Source organism: Pseudomonas sp. 5Ae-yellow (genome assembly GCF_014077575.1).
GTDB lineage: Bacteria > Pseudomonadota > Gammaproteobacteria > Pseudomonadales > Pseudomonadaceae > Halopseudomonas > Halopseudomonas neustonica.
In genome coordinates this window covers 1-18,926 of record NZ_JACGWE010000033.1, presented here as the reverse complement: position 1 = coordinate 18,926, position 18,926 = coordinate 1, and the positions used below count along the sequence as shown (strand labels likewise).

Sequence of the window (18,926 nt, the reverse complement as noted above, 5' to 3'; positions counted from 1 at the left end):
ACTAGGAGCGGGTTTTTGTTATCGCAGACTGCTTAACGGGACATGTACTTGCCCAGCTCATGCTTGCCGATGGCGGCACGGTGAACCTCATCCGGGCCGTCAGCCAAGCGCAGCGTGCGCTGCATGGCGTACATGTGCGCCAGCGGCGTATCTTCCGATACACCCGCACCACCGTGCATCTGAATCGCACGATCGATCACGCGCAGAGCCACGTTAGGCGCTACAACCTTGATCTGAGCGATTTCGCTCTTGGCAACCTTGTTACCTGCGGTATCCATCATGTAAGCCGCGTTCAGGGTCAACAGGCGAGCTTGGTTGATCTCGATACGTGATTCGGCGATCAGATCGATATTGCCGCCCAACTGTGCCAAGCGCTTACCGAAGGCTTCACGCTCAACCGAGCGACGGCACATCAGTTCCAGTGCACGTTCTGCAGCACCGATAGAGCGCATGCAGTGGTGAATACGACCTGGCCCAAGACGACCCTGAGCGATTTCAAAACCGCGACCTTCACCCAGCAATACGTTTTCATAAGGAACGCGTACGTTTTCCAGCAGCACTTCAGCGTGGCCGTGCGGCGCATCGTCGTAACCAAATACCGGCAACGGACGAATAACTTTCAAACCGGGCGCATCCATTGGCACCAGAATCATCGAGTGCTGTTGGTGGCGTGGCGCATCGGGATTAGTCAGACCCATAAAGATCATGACCTTGCAACGTGGGTCACAGGCACCGGAGGTCCACCACTTGCGACCATTGATCACCCACTCATCACCTTCACGACGAGCATTGGCCTGCATATTGGTTGCATCGGAAGAAGCAACACCTGGCTCGGTCATACCGAAGCAGGAGCGAATCTCACCCGCCAGCAGCGGCTTGACCCAGCGCTCTTTCTGCTCTTCGTTACCGTAGCGAACGATGGTTTCCATATTACCGGTATCAGGCGCGCTGCAGTTGAATGCCTCAGACGCCAGACCGGACCGGCCCATCAGCTCAGCCAGTGGCGCATACTCGAGGTTGGTCAAACCAGCACCCAGCTCGGATTCGGGCAGGAACAGGTTCCACAAGCCCGCGGCCCGCGCCTTGACTTTCAGTTCTTCCACGATGGCGGTAGGCTGCCAGCGATCGCCCTCGGCAACCTGCTCGTGAAAGATGGCCTCAGCCGGAAAAACATGCTCCTGCATGAAAGCGTCTACACGCTCGCGCAGATCTTTAACCTTGGGGGAATATCCGAAATCCATATTGGTTGCCTTTGCTTGTTGGGTATCGACGATGAAAATGCTAGATGACATAGCTCGATTTATCTAACCTATTTTTGTCGTGTATTAACATTCATAAGCAATATATACTTCACTCGTCCGCAGACCTGTTTGTATCGTCTTGAGCCATCTTAGTAAGGAAGTTGCGATGAACCTCAGTAAGGTCGACCTGAATCTGTTCATTGTGTTTGACGCAATCTATACAGAAGCCAACCTCACCCGCGCCGGGCAAATTGTCGGCATCACCCAGCCGGCAGTCAGTAACGCACTGGCTCGTCTACGTGAAACCTTTAATGACCCGCTGTTTGTTCGCACCGCGCAGGGTATGGTGCCGACGCCAATGGCGCAGAACATCATCACCCAGGTTCGCAGTGCGCTGCAGTTGCTGCGTGTATCGGTGCAAGAAAGCCGAAGCTTCGTGCCTGAACAGGCCACCAAAACCTATCGCATCAGCATGACCGACCTCACTGAAGCCGTCATTCTGCCGCACTTGGCTGGCCGTATTCGCCGCATGGCACCCAATATCAATATAGACAGCTTCCTGATCAAGCGCAGGGAAACAACCAAGGAGTTGGCTGCCGGGCGCCTGGACTTTGCCATTGACGCACCACTCAACACCGATACCCAGGTGCGCCACGTCAAGCTGTTTGAAGATCGCCACGTCTGCGTTATGCGCAAGGGGCACCCGCTGGCGAAGAAGGACAAGATCACGCTTGATGATTATCTGGCGCAGTCACATATCCATATCTCCAGTCGTCGCAATGGCCTGGGTCACGTTGATCTGGCTCTTGGCAAAATGGGCATTCAGCGCCGCGTAGTCATGCGCTCGCAGCATTACCAGATGGCGCCACCAGTACTGGAATCGACTGATATGGTGCTGACCGTGCACGAGCGCTTTGCCGAACGCCACGATCTGCACTGGACTGTCTTGCCGATTGACGACGTGCCAGCGATTGAAACCCACTTGTTCTGGCACGAGAGCACGGATCAGGACCCAGCCAACCGCTGGATGCGCGAACAGATCATTGAGCTGTCACAGCAACTGAAGCGCCAATACCTCAAGGCACGCGAGGCAGCTGCAGCGCAGCATTAAAGCATTGAGGGATAACGAAAAAGGCAGCCTTTTACCGGCTGCCTTTTTTATTTAATTACTTTAAATAAGCCTCATAAGCACCTGATATAAATCACGATACCTTTCTTATACCTTCCAGCTCAACGCCCCGCTCAACTGGCTCTAGCTCCTGCAGCAACTGCTTGGCTAACACGCCCAAGGTCATTACCGCCTGCTCTGCCGCCCGGTTCCAGGGAATGCCGCAATTCAAGCGCAAGCAATGATTGAACTGATCCGAATTACTGAATACGACCCCCGGACAGATACTGATATTGTGCTGCAAGGCACGATTGAATAGCGTCAGCGTATCAACCCCGCCCGGCAGACTGATCCAGAGAATAAACCCGCCCTTGGGCCGCGTAATCTGGGTACCCTCCGGGAAGAACTGCTGCACTGCCAGTTGAAACAGGCTCAGGTTCTTGCAGTACTCCTGACGGATGTGGCGAAGATGCCGATCATACCCCCCGTTCTCCAGGTAAGCCGCGACCGCCATTTGACTCACGCTGCAGGCTGACAATGTGGTGAAGGTCTGCAGCTTCTCGATCTGCTCCTGGTAGCGCTTGGTGATCAACCAGCCAGCGCGCAAGCCAGGCGAAATGGTTTTTGAAAAGCTCGAGCAATAGATCACCGTATCCGAGCAATCAAAGGCTTTGAGCGCCTTTGACTGGCCGTGATCAAACATCAACTCACCATAAATATCGTCTTCAATGACCGGCAAATTACGCCGCGCCATCATCGCAACCAGCTTGCGCTGCCGGTGCTCAGGCATGGTTGCTCCCATCGGGTTGCCCGCCCTGGAGGTCAATACCAGCGCCTTGATTGGCCACTGATCGAGCGCGGACTGCAGCGTTTCCAGGCTCAAGCCGGTGTCCGGATCAGATGGAATTTCTACCACCTTGAGGTCCAGCAGCTCACACAGCTGAACCAGCCCATAATAACTGGGCGATTCCGTCGCAATCAGATCACCCGGCTTGGTGACTGCGCGTAATGACAGCTGCAATGCCTCAACGCACCCGTTGGTAATGACGACGTTAGCGGGATCAATAACCGCCCCGGCATCGCGCATGCGGATGGCAACCTGACGGCGCAGCGGCTCGTAACCGGGGCTAAAGGTATAGCTGAAGGCTTTCTGGGCATGGAAACGGGTCACCTTGCTCATTTGCTGATGCAAGGCGCGCAGCGGTAAGAACTCACTGGATGGCACCGCAGCGCCCAAAGGAATAACGCCGTCTCGACGCGCCTGGAGCAGAATCTCGGTGATGATACTGCTGCGCGTTACTGCGTAGGGTGCTTCCACCCGCGCAATAGCCGGCGTGGGTGCGGTCAGTGCGGGAGTTTGGTGTACGTAATAGCCGGACTGTGGTCGAGCATGAATCAGCCCCTGATCTTCCAGCGTGGCGTAAGCTTGCAGCACGGTCGCATGGCTCACCCCTTTCTGTGTACTAAGCTTTCGCACCGAAGGCACCCGCTCACCCGGCTGATATACGCCGCTTTGGATGTCTTCAGCCAACTGGCTGGCGATTTTCTGGTACAGCAGACTGGTCATTGCGTTTGCCCTCCCGGCATAAACGCCCACGTTGAATATATGGACAACGTTGCAGCTTAACGACCCAGGCAGCACCGCAACAGTGACAGATACAACACAGATGACCAGTACAGATTAGCAGCAAACAGACTGTAAGGCTTTTTGTTACTCTTCCAGCGGAATTTCAGCTGCCGGTTCGACCGCAGGCATGAAGGGCGCAGCCCAGATGCCACGATACTTATCGAGCAAGCGACGACCTTCATTACGCTGAGCCTGCTCCTGCATACCCAATGCCAGCGCTGCACGCAGATCCGGCGAGTTACAGACCGAGTTATGCGATATGCCGAAGTACAGAGGCGCATTGATAAAAGAACCCTCCAGCGTATCCAATTGCTCATCCACGCCCATTTGCTGAGCCAGCGCCAGCCCCTGGTAGCGCTCCAGCACAACGTAGTCGAGCTTACCCGCCAACAGCTTACGCAACGCAGCTTCGCCCGTTGCCTCCCGTTCCAGCGCAAGGTTGTCCTTGGCATAGGTATCAAACGACAGACCAAAGCGACTGCCTTCCTGCGCAGCACCGCGCTTGCCGCGCAAATCCTGCCAGCCGGTGTAAGCAAAAGCGGCACCACGACGAACAAAGAAGACGCTAGGCACATCCATGATCGCGGGGTAGACATAGTCCATACTCGCTAAGCGTTCACGCGACATGAACAGCCCTGCCATAATATCAACCTGACCGCTTTCCACCGCCGCCAGCGCCTTGGCACGCGTCCCCATATTCAGCACTTCCACCTTGATGTCGCTCGCCGCCAGCGCCGACTGCAGCATCTCCACCGCCACGCCGGTTAACGCCTGCTCGCCCTGCTCCGGCGCCCAGATAATCGGCGGATAGTCTGGATTGCCGGTCACGACAACACGTTCACAGACATTCTCCGCGGCCATGCTGCCAGCAGCACCCAACAGTGCCCCAGCGGCAAACGCTGTGCGTATCATGCAAGCAATAGGGGTAAAGCGGCGGTTTCTGGCGTGGCGCTGATGCATTAAATCACTCCCGCAATTAAGAGAAAGCAGCCATGCCATAGGCGGCATGATCGCGATAATGTTGCAGCCTATCAGGCCGCCACACCACTGTGAAAACGAAACTCCTGGTCATCGGCCAGCACCGCCTGCGCCTCCTGCTCGGAAAAGAGCGCAATTCGGTCATCGATAGGGCCAGCGGCGTAGCTATGCGCCAGCTTCAGATAGTCCTGATAATGCCGCGCTTCGGACTTCAGTAGCGACCGATAGAAATCGCCAAGCTCCTCGTCCAGATGCGGGGCCAGCTTGGCAAAACGCTCACAGGAACGTGCCTCAATAAAGGCGCCAACAATAAGGGTATCAACCAGCCGCCCTGGCTCCACGGTCCGCACATGCTGACGCAAGCGCTGCGCGTAATGGCTGGCAGATAACCCACGGTACGTCACCCCGCGCTTGGTCATTAGCGCTATCACCTGCTCGAAATGGCGCAACTCTTCACGCGCCAGGCGCGACATTTTCTGCAGCAGATCCGGCTTATCTATATAGCGAAACATCAGATTAAGTGCAGTCGAGGCCGCTTTTTTCTCGCAGTTTGCATGATCAATCAGCAGCTCCTGCGGGTGGGCAAGCGCTTGCTCAACCCAGGCATCCGGGGTGGCACAGGGTAAAAAGGCAACAAGTTCATCGGGCAGCATGGCAATCTGTTCGTGGCAGTATTAATGCGGCACAGTATACCTGTTTGGGCAGTGTTATCAGCCGCCTGTATAGACTTGAATCAATGCTATCGCAGTGAAAACGGGCTACATTGAAGCCAGACACACAGTTACCGCCACAGGCTAAAACAAGGAGAACGCCATGCAAGCAGTCAAACGTATTCTGGTTGTCATTGATCCATCGCAGACCGAGCAGGTTGCTTTAAAGCGCGCATCATTGATTGCGAGTTTCATCGAATCCGAACTGCATCTGCTGGTTTGCGAGAATCGCGAAGACTATACGCCGCTGCTGCAGGAGCTAGCCGATCAGATGAAAGCGGCAGGGATCACCTGTGGCTTTAGCCAAAGCTGGCACAACGGACTTACCGAAACAATCAATCGCACCGTAGTGCGTGAAGGCTGTGGCTTGGTAGTCAAGCAACATCTGCCCGATAGCGCGCTGCGCAAGGCGCTACTTACCCCTGAAGACTGGAAGTTACTGCGCTACTGTCCCGCGCCGGTATTGATGGTGAAAAACAGCGAGAGCTGGATCAAGGGCAATGTACTGGCCGCTATCGACCTGGGCAACCACGACGATCAGCACCACGTGCTGCACGACACCATCGTTAGCCACGCTGCCGAGATAAGCGAGATGATCGACGGCGCACTGCATCTGATCAGTGCTCACCCGGCGCCCATGCTGTCCTCTGCCGACCCGACCTTTCAGCTGCGCGAAACTATCGCCTGCAGTTATCAGGACGCCTCCGCGGAGTACCTGAACAAGTATGCAATTACCCAGGACCGCCTGCACATTGATGAAGGACCAGCAGACACGCTGATCCCCTTCGTTGCCAACAAGATTGGCGCTAGCGTTACCGTGATCGGCACCGTTGGCCGCAAAGGCATTGCCGGCGCGCTAATTGGCAACACCGCCGAAGTCGTGCTTGATCAGCTCAATACCGATGTATTGGTGCTCAAGCCCGACGACACACTCGATCATCTGGAATCGTTGTTGGAGAAGTAGACCTGAGCGTTCGCGCTTACCCTGCAGTGCCGATACGGCGCTCATGGTAAGCGCTGGACAGGTCGAAGTAGGCCGAATCCAATTCATCGCGCAACTGCTTCAGGCTCAGGCCCGCACAATGCCGACGCAATCGCAAACCACTCGTTTCCAGGCCATCGTCCTGCAGGCGAGGAATCAATCGCAGCACCTGCAATGCCAATGAAGCCTCTCGCGGCGCTTTTATCTGCAGTCGCTCCAGTGCGCCATGCAGCGCCACCACTGACACAACCTCAATACGTGACAGCACCACTTGCTCAAGCAATTGCTCCAGCCGCTGCCAGACCGCTGCCTTTTGCTGATGATCGTAGCGATTCCAGTCAATAATTTCGTGACTAAAACGCTTGCAACCACGGCACACCAGATCCCCGTAGACGGTAGAGCAAAGGCCTATACAAGGCGTAGTACGAGTGTAGTCAGGCAGATCGGACATCCGGTTTCTCTGAGTCAGTTAGGCGAATCGGGCGAGCGTCTATACTAAACCAGCCACGGCCTATTCCCAATGAGACTGTCCGGTCAGCATCGCAACGTGGCAAGAATGCATCCATAACTTAACTTACCCCCCTGCTTACTGTAGAATCACCTCGCCGTAAGGGCTGTGTCTCAGGCGTTTGCCCGCAACCCGTTCCGTATCTGCCAACCCAGTTACCCAGGTTGCCCCCCACTATATCGGGCGTTCGTTTGTACCAGTCTTATTGTCGGCATACAGGGAAGCACTGAATAACTCCCTTTACCCAAGATGCTTATTCAGTGCTTCCCGGGATCCGAGAGGATGACCGTTCTGTCATGTACGGAACAGACTGATGAGGGTAATAATTGTGCTTGAAGCCTATCGCAAACACGTTGAAGAGCGCGCGGCCCTGGGTATCGTGCCTCAGCCGCTGAACGCTGAACAAACCGCTGGTCTGGTAGATCTGCTGAAGAACCCGCCAGCTGGCGAAGAAGAGTTCCTGCTTGATCTGCTTACCAACCGCGTCCCACCGGGCGTTGACGAAGCCGCTTACGTCAAGGCCGGCTTTCTTTCCGCCGTCGCCAAAGGCGAAGCAACTTCCCCACTACTGACCAAACTGCGCGCTGTTGAACTGCTCGGCACCATGCAGGGCGGTTACAACATCGCCACTCTGGTTGAGCTGCTCGATGATGCTGATTTGTCCTCAGCTGCCGCAAAAGAACTGAAGCACACGCTGCTGATGTTTGATGCTTTCCACGACGTTGCTGACCGCGCCAAGAAAGGCAACGCCAACGCTGAAGCCGTCATGCAATCCTGGGCTGCCGGCGAGTGGTTCACCAATCGCCCAACGCTGGCTGACAAAATCAGCCTGAGCGTATTCAAGGTCACCGGCGAAACCAACACGGACGACCTGTCGCCAGCACCTGACGCCTGGTCACGCCCCGACATCCCGCTGCACGCACTGGCTATGCTGAAAATGGCCCGTGAAGGCATCGAGCCAATGGAGCAAGGCGTTACTGGTCCGCTGAAGCAAATTGAAGAACTGAAAGCCAATGGCTTCCCGGTTGCCTACGTTGGCGACGTTGTGGGTACTGGTTCTTCACGCAAGTCTGCTACCAACTCCGTACTGTGGTTCTTCGGTGACGACATCCCGTATGTGCCCAACAAACGCGCTGGCGGCTTCTGCTTCGGTAACAAGATCGCACCTATCTTCTACAACACTATGGAAGATGCTGGCGCACTGCCGATCGAGTTCGATGTTTCCGAAATGAACACCGGCGACGTGATCGACGTTTATCCGTACGAAGGCAAAGTCTGCAAGCACGGTACTGACGAAGTCATCACCACCTTCGAACTGAAAACCCAGGTTCTGCTGGATGAAGTCCGCGCTGGCGGCCGTATTCCGCTGATCATTGGTCGTGGTCTGACCGAGAAAGCCCGTGCCGAACTGGGCATGTCTCCTTCTGATCTGTTCCGTAAGCCAGTACCGCCCGCTGAAAGCACCAAGGGTTATACCCTGGCGCAGAAGATGGTCGGCAAGGCATGTGGCGTCGAAGGCATTCGCCCCGGCACCTATTGCGAACCGAAGATGACCACCGTGGGTTCTCAGGACACCACTGGCCCGATGACCCGCGACGAGTTGAAAGACTTGGCTTGCCTTGGCTTCTCGGCTGATCTGGTTATGCAGTCTTTCTGTCACACTGCGGCTTACCCCAAGCCAATCGACGTGACCACTCACCACACCCTGCCCGACTTCATCCACAACCGTGGTGGCGTTGCGCTGCGTCCCGGTGACGGCATCATCCACAGCTGGTTGAACCGCATGCTGCTGCCCGACACCGTCGGCACCGGTGGTGACTCACACACTCGCTTCCCGATGGGTATCTCCTTCCCTGCCGGTTCTGGCCTGGTTGCCTTCGCCGCAGCTACTGGCGTTATGCCGCTGGACATGCCGGAATCCGTTCTGGTTCGCTTCAAGGGCAAAATGCAGCCCGGTATCACCCTGCGTGATCTGGTACATGCGATCCCTTACTTTGCGATCCAGCAAGGTCACCTGACCGTCGAGAAGAAAGGCAAGAAGAACATCTTCTCTGGCCGCATCCTCGAGATCGAAGGTCTGGAGCATTTGACTGCCGAGCAAGCATTCGAGCTGTCTGACGCCTCTGCCGAGCGCTCCGCTGCCGGTTGTACTATCAACCTGAGCGAAGAGTCGGTTGCCGAGTACCTGAAGTCCAACATCGTCCTGCTGCGCTGGATGATTGCCAACGGCTACCAGGACCCACGCACCCTTGAGCGTCGTGCTCAGGCCATGGAAGCATGGCTGGCCGATCCCAAGCTGATGAAAGCTGACGCTGACGCCGAGTACTCAACCGTGATCGAAATCGATCTGGCTGATATTAAAGAGCCGGTTCTGTGCGCACCTAACGATCCAGACGATGCTCGTCTGCTGTCTGACGTTGCTGGCCAGAAAATCGATGAAGTCTTTATCGGTTCGTGCATGACCAACATCGGTCACTTCCGCGCCGCTGGTAAGCTGCTTGAGAAGAACAAAGGCGCTCTACCGACCCGTCTGTGGCTGGCTCCGCCAACCAAGATGGATCAGTACCAGCTGACCGAAGAAGGCTACTACGGCATCTACGGCAAAGCTGGCGCACGCATGGAAATGCCCGGCTGCTCGCTGTGCATGGGTAACCAGGCGCGCGTTGCTGCCAAGTCGACTGTTGTCTCCACCTCCACACGGAACTTCCCGAACCGTTTGGGTGATGGCGCTGACGTCTTCCTGGCCTCTGCCGAGCTGGCATCGGTTGCCTCTATTCTGGGCAAGCTGCCGACCGTTGAGGAATACATGGGCTACGCCGCACAGATCGACAGCATGTCGGCTGACGTCTATCGCTACATGAACTTCAACGAAATCGAGTCTTACCAGAAAGCTGCAGCGTCCATTCCGGTCGCTCAGGTCTGATAACAGGCCCGAAAAAAAGCCCCGCTTGATGCGGGGCTTTTTTATGCCTGACGTTCAGGCGGCGATGCTGACCAGACAGAACAAAGACGCTAGTCCAGCAACGCCACACCCAGTTTGAGAGCGGTTTCAGTGACCTGCTCTACCGGCACGTCACACCCCCTGGCCATCCAGTGCAGCGCAATATGGATAACGCCGCCCAAAATACCCGCCTGCAACATTTCATCAAACTGTTGCCCGGGCTTGGCTAGCGCACGCGTCATGTCATCACTGCTGGCACGCAAGGCATCATCAATCGCGCGATCCACCTGCGGGCTAATGCCCCGAATATCGGTCAGCAGCAGGCGTGCCAGATTGGGCTCATCTTTCATCTTTTGAAAGTAGTCAAACAACATGGCCCGGCTTCTGACCACCCGATCACTGCCCACCGCTTCTGCGGCAGCCATATTGCTTTCGCGCACGCTGCGCGCGGCCTGTTCATAGGCAGCAATCAATAGCTCATCGCTGTGACCGAACGATTCATAGAAATAGCGTTGGGTTAGCCCTGCCGCATCACATACCTGCTTGACGCCGGAATGACGGTAGCCGTTACTGCCGTATACCTCGATGGCGGCATCAATCAATTGCTGACGGCGTTGCGCGCGGCGCTCTTCAACGGCGGACCCGCGATAACGACGCTTGGCAGTAGTGGCTGTATTCATGAAGTGAATTCTGACAATAGGTATTGCCAAATCATATATGACAATCTAGATTGTCACCACAACCTATAGCAGGGATATGACCATGAGCGCATTACAACAACAATTTGCACCTGCCCCGCTGGACGTCTTGATTATTGGTGCCGGGTTATCTGGCATAGGCGCCGCCCGCGCGTTGACCGACCAGTGCCCCGATAAACGTTACCGCATCCTTGAACGCCGCGACGCCATTGGCGGTACCTGGGATCTGTTTCGTTATCCGGGTATTCGTTCCGACTCCGACATGTACACCCTGAGCTACAGCTACAAGCCCTGGACCCATCGTAAGGCGATAGCCGACGGTGCTGACATCAAGGATTACATTGAAGATCTTGCCGACGAATCAGGCATCACCCACAACATCCGCTTCAAGCGCAAGGTTACCCATGCCAGCTGGTCCAGCGACGCGGCGCTGTGGACGGTAACCGCCATTGCCACGGATGCACAAGGCAATGAGCAGGAGGAGTCCTTTCAGGCCCGCCTGCTGTCGGTCTGCGCTGGTTACTACAGTTACGATGAGGGCTACCGCCCGGAATTCCCCAATGAGCAGGCGTTTGCTGGCCAGATAGTACATCCGCAATTCTGGCCAACTGACCTGGACTACGCCGGCAAGCGCGTGGTTGTTATCGGCAGCGGCGCCACCGCAGTCACTCTGGTTCCGGCCATGGCCCAAACAGCCGCGCATGTCACCATGCTGCAGCGCTCACCCAGCTATGTAGTGAGTCGTCCGCTTAGTGATGGCATTGCCCAGTCGTTGCAAAAATGGCTACCTATGCCAACCGCGCACCGCCTCACGCGCTGGAAAAACGTACTCGTTGGCTCCTTCTTTTACCGCATCGCGCGCAACAAGCCTGACATGTTCAAGGATCGACTGCTGCAGATGGCCAAGGCACAGGTCGGTGCAGGCATTGATATGAAGCACTTCACGCCCTCCTACAAGCCCTGGGATCAACGCCTGTGCGCGGTACCCGATGGCGATCTATTTCATGACATTCGTGCTGGCCGCGCCTCGGTCGTGACCGACACCATCGAGTCTTTCACCGAGAAAGTTATACGTCTGACTTCAGGTGAAGAGCTGGAAGCCGACATCATTGTTACCGCTACCGGTTTGAAGCTGAACGCCATGGGCGACGTACAGATCAAGGTCGACGGCGAAGACGTCGTTTTTGGCGAGCGCATGTCCTACAAGGGCATGATGCTGAGCGACATTCCCAACCTGATACTCACCTTCGGTTACACCAATGCCTCCTGGACGCTCAAGGCCGAGCTGACGTCCAACTACACCTGTCGCCTGCTGCGTTACATGGACAGCAAGGGTTATCGCATGGCGGTGCCGCGTCGCGATCCAGCGGTTAACGTGCAGCCGTTCCTGGACTTCACCTCTGGCTATGTACAGCGCGCCGAAGGCATGCTGCCCAAGCAGGGTGATCGTAAGCCGTGGCAGGTCCATCAAAATTACCTGGCGGACAAAATGACCATCCAGTACGGCCGGGTGGATGACGGCGTGATGCAGTTTCAATAACAAGGATAATAAAACATGCAGATCAACGACTGTGTTGCCGTATTAACCGGTGCCGGGAGCGGCATTGGTCGCGCTCTGGCTTTAGCCCTGGCGCAAAAAAACTGCCATTTGGCACTGGCCGACCTGAACACCGATGCCCTCGCCGAAACAGCCGCACAAGCTCGTGCGCTGGGCGTCAGGGTCAGTGAGCACCGCCTGAATGTAGCAGATCGCGAGGCCGTCGCTGCGCTGCCCGAGGCAGTAATGGCCGAGCATGGCAAGGTAGATCTGCTGATCAATAATGCCGGTGTCGCGCTCGGCGGCAACTTTGACCAGGTCTCCACCGAGAATTTTGACTGGCTGATGTCGATCAACTTCGACGCTGTTGTCTGCATGTGTCGCGCTTTCCTGCCGCTACTCAAGCAACGCCCGGCGGCGCGCGTTATCAACATATCCAGCCTGTTTGGGCTGATCACACCAGCCGGCCAGACCGCTTACTGCGCTAGTAAGTTTGCAGTGCGCGGTTTTTCCAACGCCCTGCGTCTCGAGTTGAAAGACACCTCCGTTGGCGTGACCGTGGTGCATCCGGGTGGCGTAGCAACCGCCATCGCCAGCAGTGCACGCTCACCCGAAGGCGAAACTGAAGCCCAGTGGCAGGCCAAACTTGCCCGCGCACAGCGTCTGCTGCGGATGCCACCAAGCAAGGCTGCGCACATCATCCTGCGCGGTATCGAGCGGGACAAAGCGCGGGTTCTGGTCGGTAACGACGCGCGCATTGTTTCCTGGCTGGAACGGCTACTACCGGTCAATTACTGGCGCTTGCTGCCGGGCATTGCAACCAGCAACGACTAAGGTCGCACAAGGGTAAAAGGAATACATCGTGAGCTATCTATTCAACGCCATCGTTATCATTATCCTGCTGGTCCTGGTCGGGCTTTTCCTGTTCACCTGGTTCATCAGCAAACGCGTCGAGGCGGGCCTGCCGCCCGAAGGCAAGTTCATCAACATCCGCGGCAACCAGATACATTATCTGGAACAAGGCCAGGGCCCCTCGGTTGTCATGATTCACGGCCTCAGTGGGGTGGCGCAAAACTTTGGCTACCAGGTGCTGGGTGATATCGCCAAAGATCACCGGGTGATTGCTATCGATCGCCCTGGCAGCGGCTACTCGGTGCGCCACCCCAGATCCTCTGCCGACCTTGGCGTACAGGCCGATATCGTAGCCGAGTTGATCGACGCCCTCGCGCTGGATAAGCCTTTGGTGGTCGGACACTCGCTGGGGGGAGCCGTTGCACTGGCGACCGCGCTGCGTTACCCCGACAAGGTGTCTGGCCTGGCGCTGGTTGCGCCGCTCACGCACATGCCAAGCGAAACCTCGAAGGCCTTCGCCGCGCTGAACATTCCCTATATGTGGCTACGCAAACTGGTGGGTTGGACGCTGGCTATTCCGCTATCCATTCGCAACCGGGAAAAGGTCATGGACATTGTCTTTGGCCCCGAGGCAGTACCCAAGGACTTCCCTACTCGCGGCGGTGGTTATCTGGGCATGCGGCCGAGCCAGTTTGTATCCGCCTCGACCGATATGCACGCCGTGCCGGACTCGCTCCCTGCCATGCAGCAATCCTACGGCTCACTGTCCCTTCCGGTTGCCGTGCTCTATGGCCGCGAGGACCGGATTCTCAACCCACAGGAGCAAGGTCAGGCGCTGGTTGATGCGCTACCCGGCGCCGAGCTTGAGCTGATTGACGGGGGGCACATGTTGCCCATCACCCAACCAGACGTGACCAGTGCCTTTATCCGCCGCGTACTACAACGGGTCAAGGCTAGCTGAAACGCACAAGGCTTGGTCCAGTGCGACCAGCAACAGTCCGATGAGCATAATCGTCGCGCCCGGTATTTTGGGGCGTGACGGCACTACTTTCAGCATCAGCACCCTCAACGCTGCGCCAATCAGAATCCTCACCAGCCCGAACGCTACCCCATAGCTCACCTCGGCCGCATAGCCATAGTGCTTATTCATATAGCGGCCTACCGCTGACACCCAGTAGCAACGGACCCAAACGCCCTCTTGCCACGGCAGAGCAACAACGCGGCTGATCGTGCTGGAACGCCTTCAGCCCGCTAACAAACTCAAGTAACAGGGACGGCAAATCGTATATTTTTTACACACAAGCAAGCGCCTTAATGTGACGCAGTCGACGAAATACCGCGCTATTCTCGCAACATTTGAACCTTTAATGACATAAGCCGGTCATCTGTGTGTACATTTTGCACAACCCACAGTGAGAGGACGTCATTATGAAACTATGGAAACTTACCGCGTTGGGTGCCATTGCCATGCTTGGTGTTGTCGGTTGCTCAAACGATCACATTATCCGCACCGAAGATGGACAGATGATCCAAAGTAACGAGAAGCCCGAGATCGATGAAGATACCGGAATGATCGAATACGAAGACGAGCAAGGCTATGACAACCAGGTCAAGCAGTCAGACGTGAAAGAAATCATCGAGCGTTAATAGTGCCTCTTCTGGCCGACCTCAGGGTCGGCCAGAGTGCTAAAGCCCAACAGTCAGACCCGCTACACCCCTCCCCTATATCAACACTCTTTCGTTCATTTATGCAGTATTGCAGCCGGCTAGCCGCGTTGCGCCAACGCCTCGCCGTCAGTTTTTTACAAAACCCAGCTATGCTCTAGCTGTAATGAACTGATTGCAGAACGCTTGATACGCATAGAGGGGCTACCATGAAACATGCAGCGCTTATCGCTCTCGTCTCCTTAACAGCCGTCCTCATGACCGCCTGTTCCAGCGAATACGTCATCAGTACCGGCAACGGTGACAGGATTACTACAACCAACAAACCCATGCTCAACCAACGCACCGGCATGGTCGAATACGAAGATAAAGAAGGCCGCTCAGCAGAGATTCGTCAGTCAGACGTCAACTCGATCATGCAACGCTAAAGCCAAGCACAGCGCCGCTAACGGGATGCGATAATACGCCAGCCACGCCTGATCTATCGCCGGTCTATGGCTGATCAGAATCTAATTGACGGCATACCATGCCGCCATATAACGATTCAGAAAAAAGTGAGAGACATTGGTAGAAAACAAATAGATGGCGCCTATCCATAAAGCAAGCGGGCAGGAGCAATTACGCAACGCCCGCCATAAGTGACTCAGTCGAGCAGGTGCCGATGCTCATACAGTGCCCGCCAGGCGGCGCCCGACTTGGTGCCAACCTCTGTTTCAACGTAATGCCGCACACGCCGCCGGTCCTGCGGGTTATCCTTTAACGCCGCGCCGATCAGGAAGTGCATCAGATCTTCCTCTGTCATCGCACCGTCACGATAATAAAAAGCATAAACCATCAATGCGTGGGCGACAGCGACCGCCTCAGCGGTGGACATCACCGCAGCGGCAAGCCTATCCGTGCTGCGCCCCTTGAGCGTCTGCCCACTGCGCAACTCATGAAAGATGGTTACCAGCATTTCCAGAATGTCGGCTGAAGGCTCCAGGCTAACGCCCGACTGTCTCGCCAGGCTGACGGACTCACGACTGACGATATCGAGTTCGGCAGTCAGGTCGGAAATCGGCTCGATGGTTTCAAAATTAAGGCGACGCTTGAGCGCAGCACTCATGTCAAACAGCCCTCGATCCAGAGAGTTTGACGTAGCGATAATGTTGAAGCCCTCGCGTGCGTGCAGCACGCTCTCTTCGCCCTGCAGTTCGGGTATATGCAGCTCTCGCTCAGAGAGAATCGACAGCAGCGCATCCTGCACGTGCTGCGGGCAGCGAGCGAGCTCCTCAAACCGCACCAGCTTGCCCTGCTGCATGCCAAGAAAAAGCGGCCCGGGAATCAATGCTGCAAGAGAAGGCCCCTCTCGTTGCAGCAGACTGTTGTCCCAGTCGTAAAGCAGCTGCCGGGCGTGCGACAGCGTACCACCCTGTATCGTCAGGTTCGAACTGCCCGACACGCCGCAGGCAATAAGCTCGGAGAGCCAGGATTTTGCCGTGCCAGGTTCGCCAATCAACATCGCCCCGCGGTTGGTTGCCAGCGATACGATAACGCGTCTGACCATCTCCTTGGGAGCCACAAACTTGAGCGCTATACCCCGCTCGGCACTACCCAGTATGAAGTCTTCGAGCGCGCGGGGAGATAACAGCCAACCCGGCGGTACAGGCCCGGTATCTTCTTGCTGCAGCTTCGCCAACTCATCATGGAAACGGTCTTCCGCTGCTGGCCGCTGGATTGCCTCATTCACCATAGCTGTATGCCCTCCTTTCAGGCCTGCCATTGACCACGTTTCTCTGGTGCCATGCGCTCTTGGGGCAAAATGCGCGGTAGCTCGGCAAGTGCAATGTTCCCCTGAATGACGTGATCAAGCGCACTATCGCGCATGCTGAACAGCCCCGAGTCCAACGCCAGCCCGCGCAGCTCTCCAACCGGCGTGCGCCGGGAAATGGCATTGCGCAGCTCCGGGTTGAATTGCAGGTACTCGATAACCCCGACACGCCCCCGCGTACCGCTGTCACGGCAGTGTTGGCAGCCTTTGCCCCGGTAGCAGCGAAACCCCTGCGGCACGCCCTTCGGGAATAGCTCCTTGAGGATGCCGGGGTCAGGCGTATCCTCGATCTTGCAGTGCTCACAAATACGCTTGGCCAACCGCTGTGCGATCACCGCCAGCAGCTCGCTGGCAAGAGAGTTGGGATTAACGTTGAGGTCGAACAACCGCTGCACCGCATCCACGGCATCATTGCAGTGCAGGGTCGATAGCACCACGTGACCGGTCTGTGACGCTCGAATCGCCTCCAGCGCGGTTTCGTTGTCGCGAATTTCGCCAACCAGAATGACATCGGGATCTTGTCGCACAAAGGAGCGCATCGCATCGGAAAAGCCGAAGCCGATATCCGGACGCACGCGCGTCTGCTGCACGTTGTCTATCGAGTATTCAATAGGATCTTCTACGGTAATGATCTTGCGAGTAACGTCCTGCGCAAGCAGCTGCAACCCGGCATTGAGCGTCGTGGTCTTGCCCGACCCCGTAGGCCCGACAACCAGCACCAGGCCAGCCGGATTGCGCAACAAGCGCTTGTAGGCGGCAGCAATGTTGCTCTGCATGCCTAGCGCTTCAATACTGATCAGTGACGAATTCTGCGGCAGCAGCCGAATAACCACGTGCTCGCCATGCAGCGATGGCTGCACCTGAACGCGCAGGTCAAAACGCTGGTCGCCAACCCGAGCCTGCGAGCGCCCGCCCTGAGGCAGGCGCCGCTCGGCAATATTCAGCTCAGCGCGCAACTTAACTACGTTGACCAGGCCACGGTACTCTTCTTCGTTCATCTGATAGTGGTGCAGGTCACGCAGCTCACCATCGACGCGTAAGCGCACCCGCACACCACCGGGATACAGTTCCAGGTGAATATCACTGGCGCGGTCCGCCACTGCATCGAGCAGCAGGGATTCGTAAATCGCTACCAGGCGCGTCTCGGCATTACCCTTTTTTTGCTCCAGCAAATCCTCTGCGCCATTGCCGTCAGCGGGCGCGGCGATTAGCTCGACTGAGCCCGCGTGGCGATCCAGTGACGACCAAAGACGTCGATAATCAACAGGGGTGATCAATACCCTGTGGATTTTCTGACCGGGGAAAATCCGCTGCAGCTCCTCCATCGAGCAGTTAGGGTCACGACAGGCCACTTTTAAATCATGGCCATCCGAGCTTATGGGGATGACATGCTCGTGATCGAGGTAGGCACGGGACAGCTGCGCGTAAAGGTGGCGGTCAAGCGCCGCGATCAGCTCATCCGCACTGCCCAAAGGTATACCGTAATGCTTGGACAGAGCCTGGTAGAGCGCTACCGGATCAAGATTCTGCATATGAATGAGTTCGTCTATCAGCAGGGTATGCTCATGCGCTGCCCGCTGACGTGCGCGTTTCAGCACCTCCCGCGTACCAAAACCCAGCCCGACGTAGACTTCATCGGCACTTGAAACAAGATCCAGGTAGCCACACTCGTGGCGACCAATTTGATGGTGCCCACGATTCACATACTTCACCAACAGTGACTTGGATGCCTCCCCCGTCTCAATGCACAGGAACTCACCCCGATACACCAGTTGATCCCACAGCGGCTCGCGCGCGGTAATCTTGGGGGTGGAAACCAGAATCAAATCGAAGGGCGCAAGATCGGGAGCGCCAACGTCAGCATCGCCGCAGACTACCTTGACATTTTCCAGCCCCTGATTGCGCAGCGTCTCGCGCGCAAAGGTTGCCAGAAACTCCTGCTGCTCAACCGCAACGACCTCTGCGGCCAGGCGAGCCAGCACCGCAGTGCCATAGCCAGTCCCCGCGCCAAGATGCAGCACGCGAGACTCGGGTTTGATATTGCACGCAGCCAAAACCTGACGCAGCGTACTTTCTGTCGGAATGCCGCGTCCGGAAACCTGTGCTGCTCCCTTACGCTGAACAAATACATTACGGTCGGTTTGTAGTGGTCAACTGATTCCGGACAGTGGATAAAGTTTTTCCTCTGCCTTGGCAGGTGCTAAACCATCATTGAATTGATGTGGTCTTAGCCAGTTGTACCGTGTCATCAGGTAATAGCTGATGTCTC

At 56.4% G+C, this 18,926-nt stretch carries 17 protein-coding genes; 8 read left to right on the top strand and 9 right to left on the bottom strand.

The window, feature by feature from the left end; genetic code table 11:
• Positions 1-32: 32 nt before the first annotated feature.
• Positions 33-1,241 (bottom strand): acyl-CoA dehydrogenase, encoded by a 1,209-nt coding sequence (locus H4J77_RS15420; protein ID WP_123889786.1) that lies wholly within the window; start codon positions 1,239-1,241, stop codon positions 33-35.
• A gap of 166 nt (positions 1,242-1,407) precedes the next feature.
• On the opposite strand from H4J77_RS15420, the gene H4J77_RS15415 reads away from it, so the two are divergent.
• Positions 1,408-2,352 (top strand): LysR family transcriptional regulator, encoded by a 945-nt coding sequence (locus tag H4J77_RS15415; protein WP_182249300.1) that lies wholly within the window; start codon positions 1,408-1,410, stop codon positions 2,350-2,352.
• A gap of 91 nt (positions 2,353-2,443) precedes the next feature.
• Here the strand turns inward: H4J77_RS15415 and H4J77_RS15410 are convergent, their stop codons facing one another.
• The 3 genes from H4J77_RS15410 to H4J77_RS15400 form a co-directional block, all read right to left on the bottom strand.
• Positions 2,444-3,916: a PLP-dependent aminotransferase family protein gene (locus H4J77_RS15410; RefSeq protein ID WP_123889784.1), complete on the bottom strand. Its 1,473-nt coding sequence runs from the start codon at positions 3,914-3,916 to the stop codon at positions 2,444-2,446.
• A gap of 144 nt (positions 3,917-4,060) precedes the next feature.
• Positions 4,061-4,936: an ABC transporter substrate-binding protein gene (locus H4J77_RS15405; RefSeq protein WP_158611271.1), complete on the bottom strand. Its 876-nt coding sequence runs from the start codon at positions 4,934-4,936 to the stop codon at positions 4,061-4,063.
• Between the two features lie 71 nt (positions 4,937-5,007).
• Positions 5,008-5,607 (bottom strand): tRNA-(ms[2]io[6]A)-hydroxylase, encoded by a 600-nt coding sequence (locus H4J77_RS15400; protein WP_123889782.1) that lies wholly within the window; start codon positions 5,605-5,607, stop codon positions 5,008-5,010.
• A gap of 160 nt (positions 5,608-5,767) precedes the next feature.
• On the opposite strand from H4J77_RS15400, the gene H4J77_RS15395 reads away from it, so the two are divergent.
• On the top strand, positions 5,768-6,628 hold the full coding sequence (locus H4J77_RS15395; RefSeq protein ID WP_123889781.1) for a universal stress protein: 861 nt from the start codon (positions 5,768-5,770) through the stop codon (positions 6,626-6,628).
• Between the two features lie 16 nt (positions 6,629-6,644).
• Here the strand turns inward: H4J77_RS15395 and H4J77_RS15390 are convergent, their stop codons facing one another.
• Positions 6,645-7,097 (bottom strand): DUF1289 domain-containing protein, encoded by a 453-nt coding sequence (locus H4J77_RS15390; RefSeq protein ID WP_123889780.1) that lies wholly within the window; start codon positions 7,095-7,097, stop codon positions 6,645-6,647.
• Positions 7,098-7,482: 385 nt separating this feature from the next.
• On the opposite strand from H4J77_RS15390, the gene acnB reads away from it, so the two are divergent.
• Positions 7,483-10,077 carry a bifunctional aconitate hydratase 2/2-methylisocitrate dehydratase gene (gene acnB / locus H4J77_RS15385; protein WP_182249326.1) on the top strand — a complete coding sequence of 865 codons (2,595 nt, stop codon included), beginning with the start codon at positions 7,483-7,485 and terminating at the stop codon, positions 10,075-10,077.
• Positions 10,078-10,166: 89 nt separating this feature from the next.
• Here the strand turns inward: acnB and H4J77_RS15380 are convergent, their stop codons facing one another.
• Complete coding sequence (locus tag H4J77_RS15380; protein WP_182249298.1) at positions 10,167-10,775, bottom strand: TetR/AcrR family transcriptional regulator; 609 nt, start codon at positions 10,773-10,775, stop codon at positions 10,167-10,169.
• A 76-nt stretch (positions 10,776-10,851) separates the two neighbouring features.
• On the opposite strand from H4J77_RS15380, the gene H4J77_RS15375 reads away from it, so the two are divergent.
• From H4J77_RS15375 to H4J77_RS15365, 3 genes are read left to right on the top strand one after another with little or no spacing between them, the layout of a single operon-like run.
• Complete coding sequence (locus H4J77_RS15375; protein ID WP_259364882.1) at positions 10,852-12,333, top strand: NAD(P)/FAD-dependent oxidoreductase; 1,482 nt, start codon at positions 10,852-10,854, stop codon at positions 12,331-12,333.
• Positions 12,334-12,348: 15 nt separating this feature from the next.
• Positions 12,349-13,164, top strand: a complete 816-nt coding sequence (locus H4J77_RS15370; protein WP_123889777.1) for an SDR family oxidoreductase — start codon at positions 12,349-12,351, stop codon at positions 13,162-13,164.
• Positions 13,165-13,192: 28 nt separating this feature from the next.
• The gene (locus tag H4J77_RS15365; protein ID WP_182249294.1) at positions 13,193-14,143 is read left to right on the top strand and encodes an alpha/beta fold hydrolase; all 951 of its coding nucleotides are present in this window, start codon (positions 13,193-13,195) and stop codon (positions 14,141-14,143) included.
• Here H4J77_RS15365 and H4J77_RS15360 read toward each other — a convergent pair.
• A complete protein-coding gene (locus H4J77_RS15360) occupies positions 14,120-14,332 on the bottom strand; it encodes a hypothetical protein (RefSeq protein ID WP_182249292.1) in 213 nt (70 codons plus the stop codon). The genes H4J77_RS15365 and H4J77_RS15360 overlap by 24 nt on opposite strands.
• 278 nt (positions 14,333-14,610) lie before the next feature.
• Here H4J77_RS15360 and H4J77_RS15355 point away from each other — a divergent pair, with 278 nt between their 5' ends.
• Both H4J77_RS15355 and H4J77_RS15350 read left to right on the top strand, forming a co-directional pair.
• Positions 14,611-14,829 carry a YgdI/YgdR family lipoprotein gene (locus tag H4J77_RS15355; protein ID WP_123889774.1) on the top strand — a complete coding sequence of 73 codons (219 nt, stop codon included), beginning with the start codon at positions 14,611-14,613 and terminating at the stop codon, positions 14,827-14,829.
• Between the two features lie 227 nt (positions 14,830-15,056).
• Positions 15,057-15,275, top strand: coding sequence for a YgdI/YgdR family lipoprotein (locus H4J77_RS15350; protein ID WP_123889773.1), 219 nt, complete (start codon positions 15,057-15,059; stop codon positions 15,273-15,275).
• 215 nt (positions 15,276-15,490) lie between these two features.
• Here H4J77_RS15350 and H4J77_RS15345 read toward each other — a convergent pair whose 3' ends face one another.
• Both H4J77_RS15345 and H4J77_RS15340 read right to left on the bottom strand, forming a co-directional pair.
• Positions 15,491-16,579 carry an AAA family ATPase gene (locus H4J77_RS15345; RefSeq protein WP_218565759.1) on the bottom strand — a complete coding sequence of 363 codons (1,089 nt, stop codon included), beginning with the start codon at positions 16,577-16,579 and terminating at the stop codon, positions 15,491-15,493.
• A gap of 17 nt (positions 16,580-16,596) precedes the next feature.
• Entirely contained in the window at positions 16,597-18,723 is a 2,127-nt protein-coding gene (locus tag H4J77_RS15340; RefSeq protein WP_259364885.1) for an ATPase, T2SS/T4P/T4SS family, read from the bottom strand.
• Between the last annotated feature and the right edge of the window lie 203 nt (positions 18,724-18,926).

Excerpts from the sequence above, each read along its gene's own strand:
- H4J77_RS15420 (WP_123889786.1), bottom strand. The coding sequence starts at position 1,241 with ATGGATTTCGGATATTCCCCCAAGGTTAAAGATCTGCGCGAGCGTGTA.
- H4J77_RS15415 (WP_182249300.1), top strand. The coding sequence starts at position 1,408 with ATGAACCTCAGTAAGGTCGACCTGAATCTGTTCATTGTGTTTGACGCA.
- H4J77_RS15410 (WP_123889784.1), bottom strand. The coding sequence starts at position 3,916 with ATGACCAGTCTGCTGTACCAGAAAATCGCCAGCCAGTTGGCTGAAGAC.
- H4J77_RS15405 (WP_158611271.1), bottom strand. The coding sequence starts at position 4,936 with ATGCATCAGCGCCACGCCAGAAACCGCCGCTTTACCCCTATTGCTTGC.
- H4J77_RS15400 (WP_123889782.1), bottom strand. The coding sequence starts at position 5,607 with ATGCTGCCCGATGAACTTGTTGCCTTTTTACCCTGTGCCACCCCGGAT.
- H4J77_RS15395 (WP_123889781.1), top strand. The coding sequence starts at position 5,768 with ATGCAAGCAGTCAAACGTATTCTGGTTGTCATTGATCCATCGCAGACC.
- H4J77_RS15390 (WP_123889780.1), bottom strand. The coding sequence starts at position 7,097 with ATGTCCGATCTGCCTGACTACACTCGTACTACGCCTTGTATAGGCCTT.
- H4J77_RS15380 (WP_182249298.1), bottom strand. The coding sequence starts at position 10,775 with ATGAATACAGCCACTACTGCCAAGCGTCGTTATCGCGGGTCCGCCGTT.
- H4J77_RS15375 (WP_259364882.1), top strand. The coding sequence starts at position 10,852 with ATGACCATGAGCGCATTACAACAACAATTTGCACCTGCCCCGCTGGAC.
- H4J77_RS15370 (WP_123889777.1), top strand. The coding sequence starts at position 12,349 with ATGCAGATCAACGACTGTGTTGCCGTATTAACCGGTGCCGGGAGCGGC.
- H4J77_RS15360 (WP_182249292.1), bottom strand. The coding sequence starts at position 14,332 with ATGAATAAGCACTATGGCTATGCGGCCGAGGTGAGCTATGGGGTAGCG.
- H4J77_RS15355 (WP_123889774.1), top strand. The coding sequence starts at position 14,611 with ATGAAACTATGGAAACTTACCGCGTTGGGTGCCATTGCCATGCTTGGT.
- H4J77_RS15350 (WP_123889773.1), top strand. The coding sequence starts at position 15,057 with ATGAAACATGCAGCGCTTATCGCTCTCGTCTCCTTAACAGCCGTCCTC.
- H4J77_RS15345 (WP_218565759.1), bottom strand. The coding sequence starts at position 16,579 with ATGGTGAATGAGGCAATCCAGCGGCCAGCAGCGGAAGACCGTTTCCAT.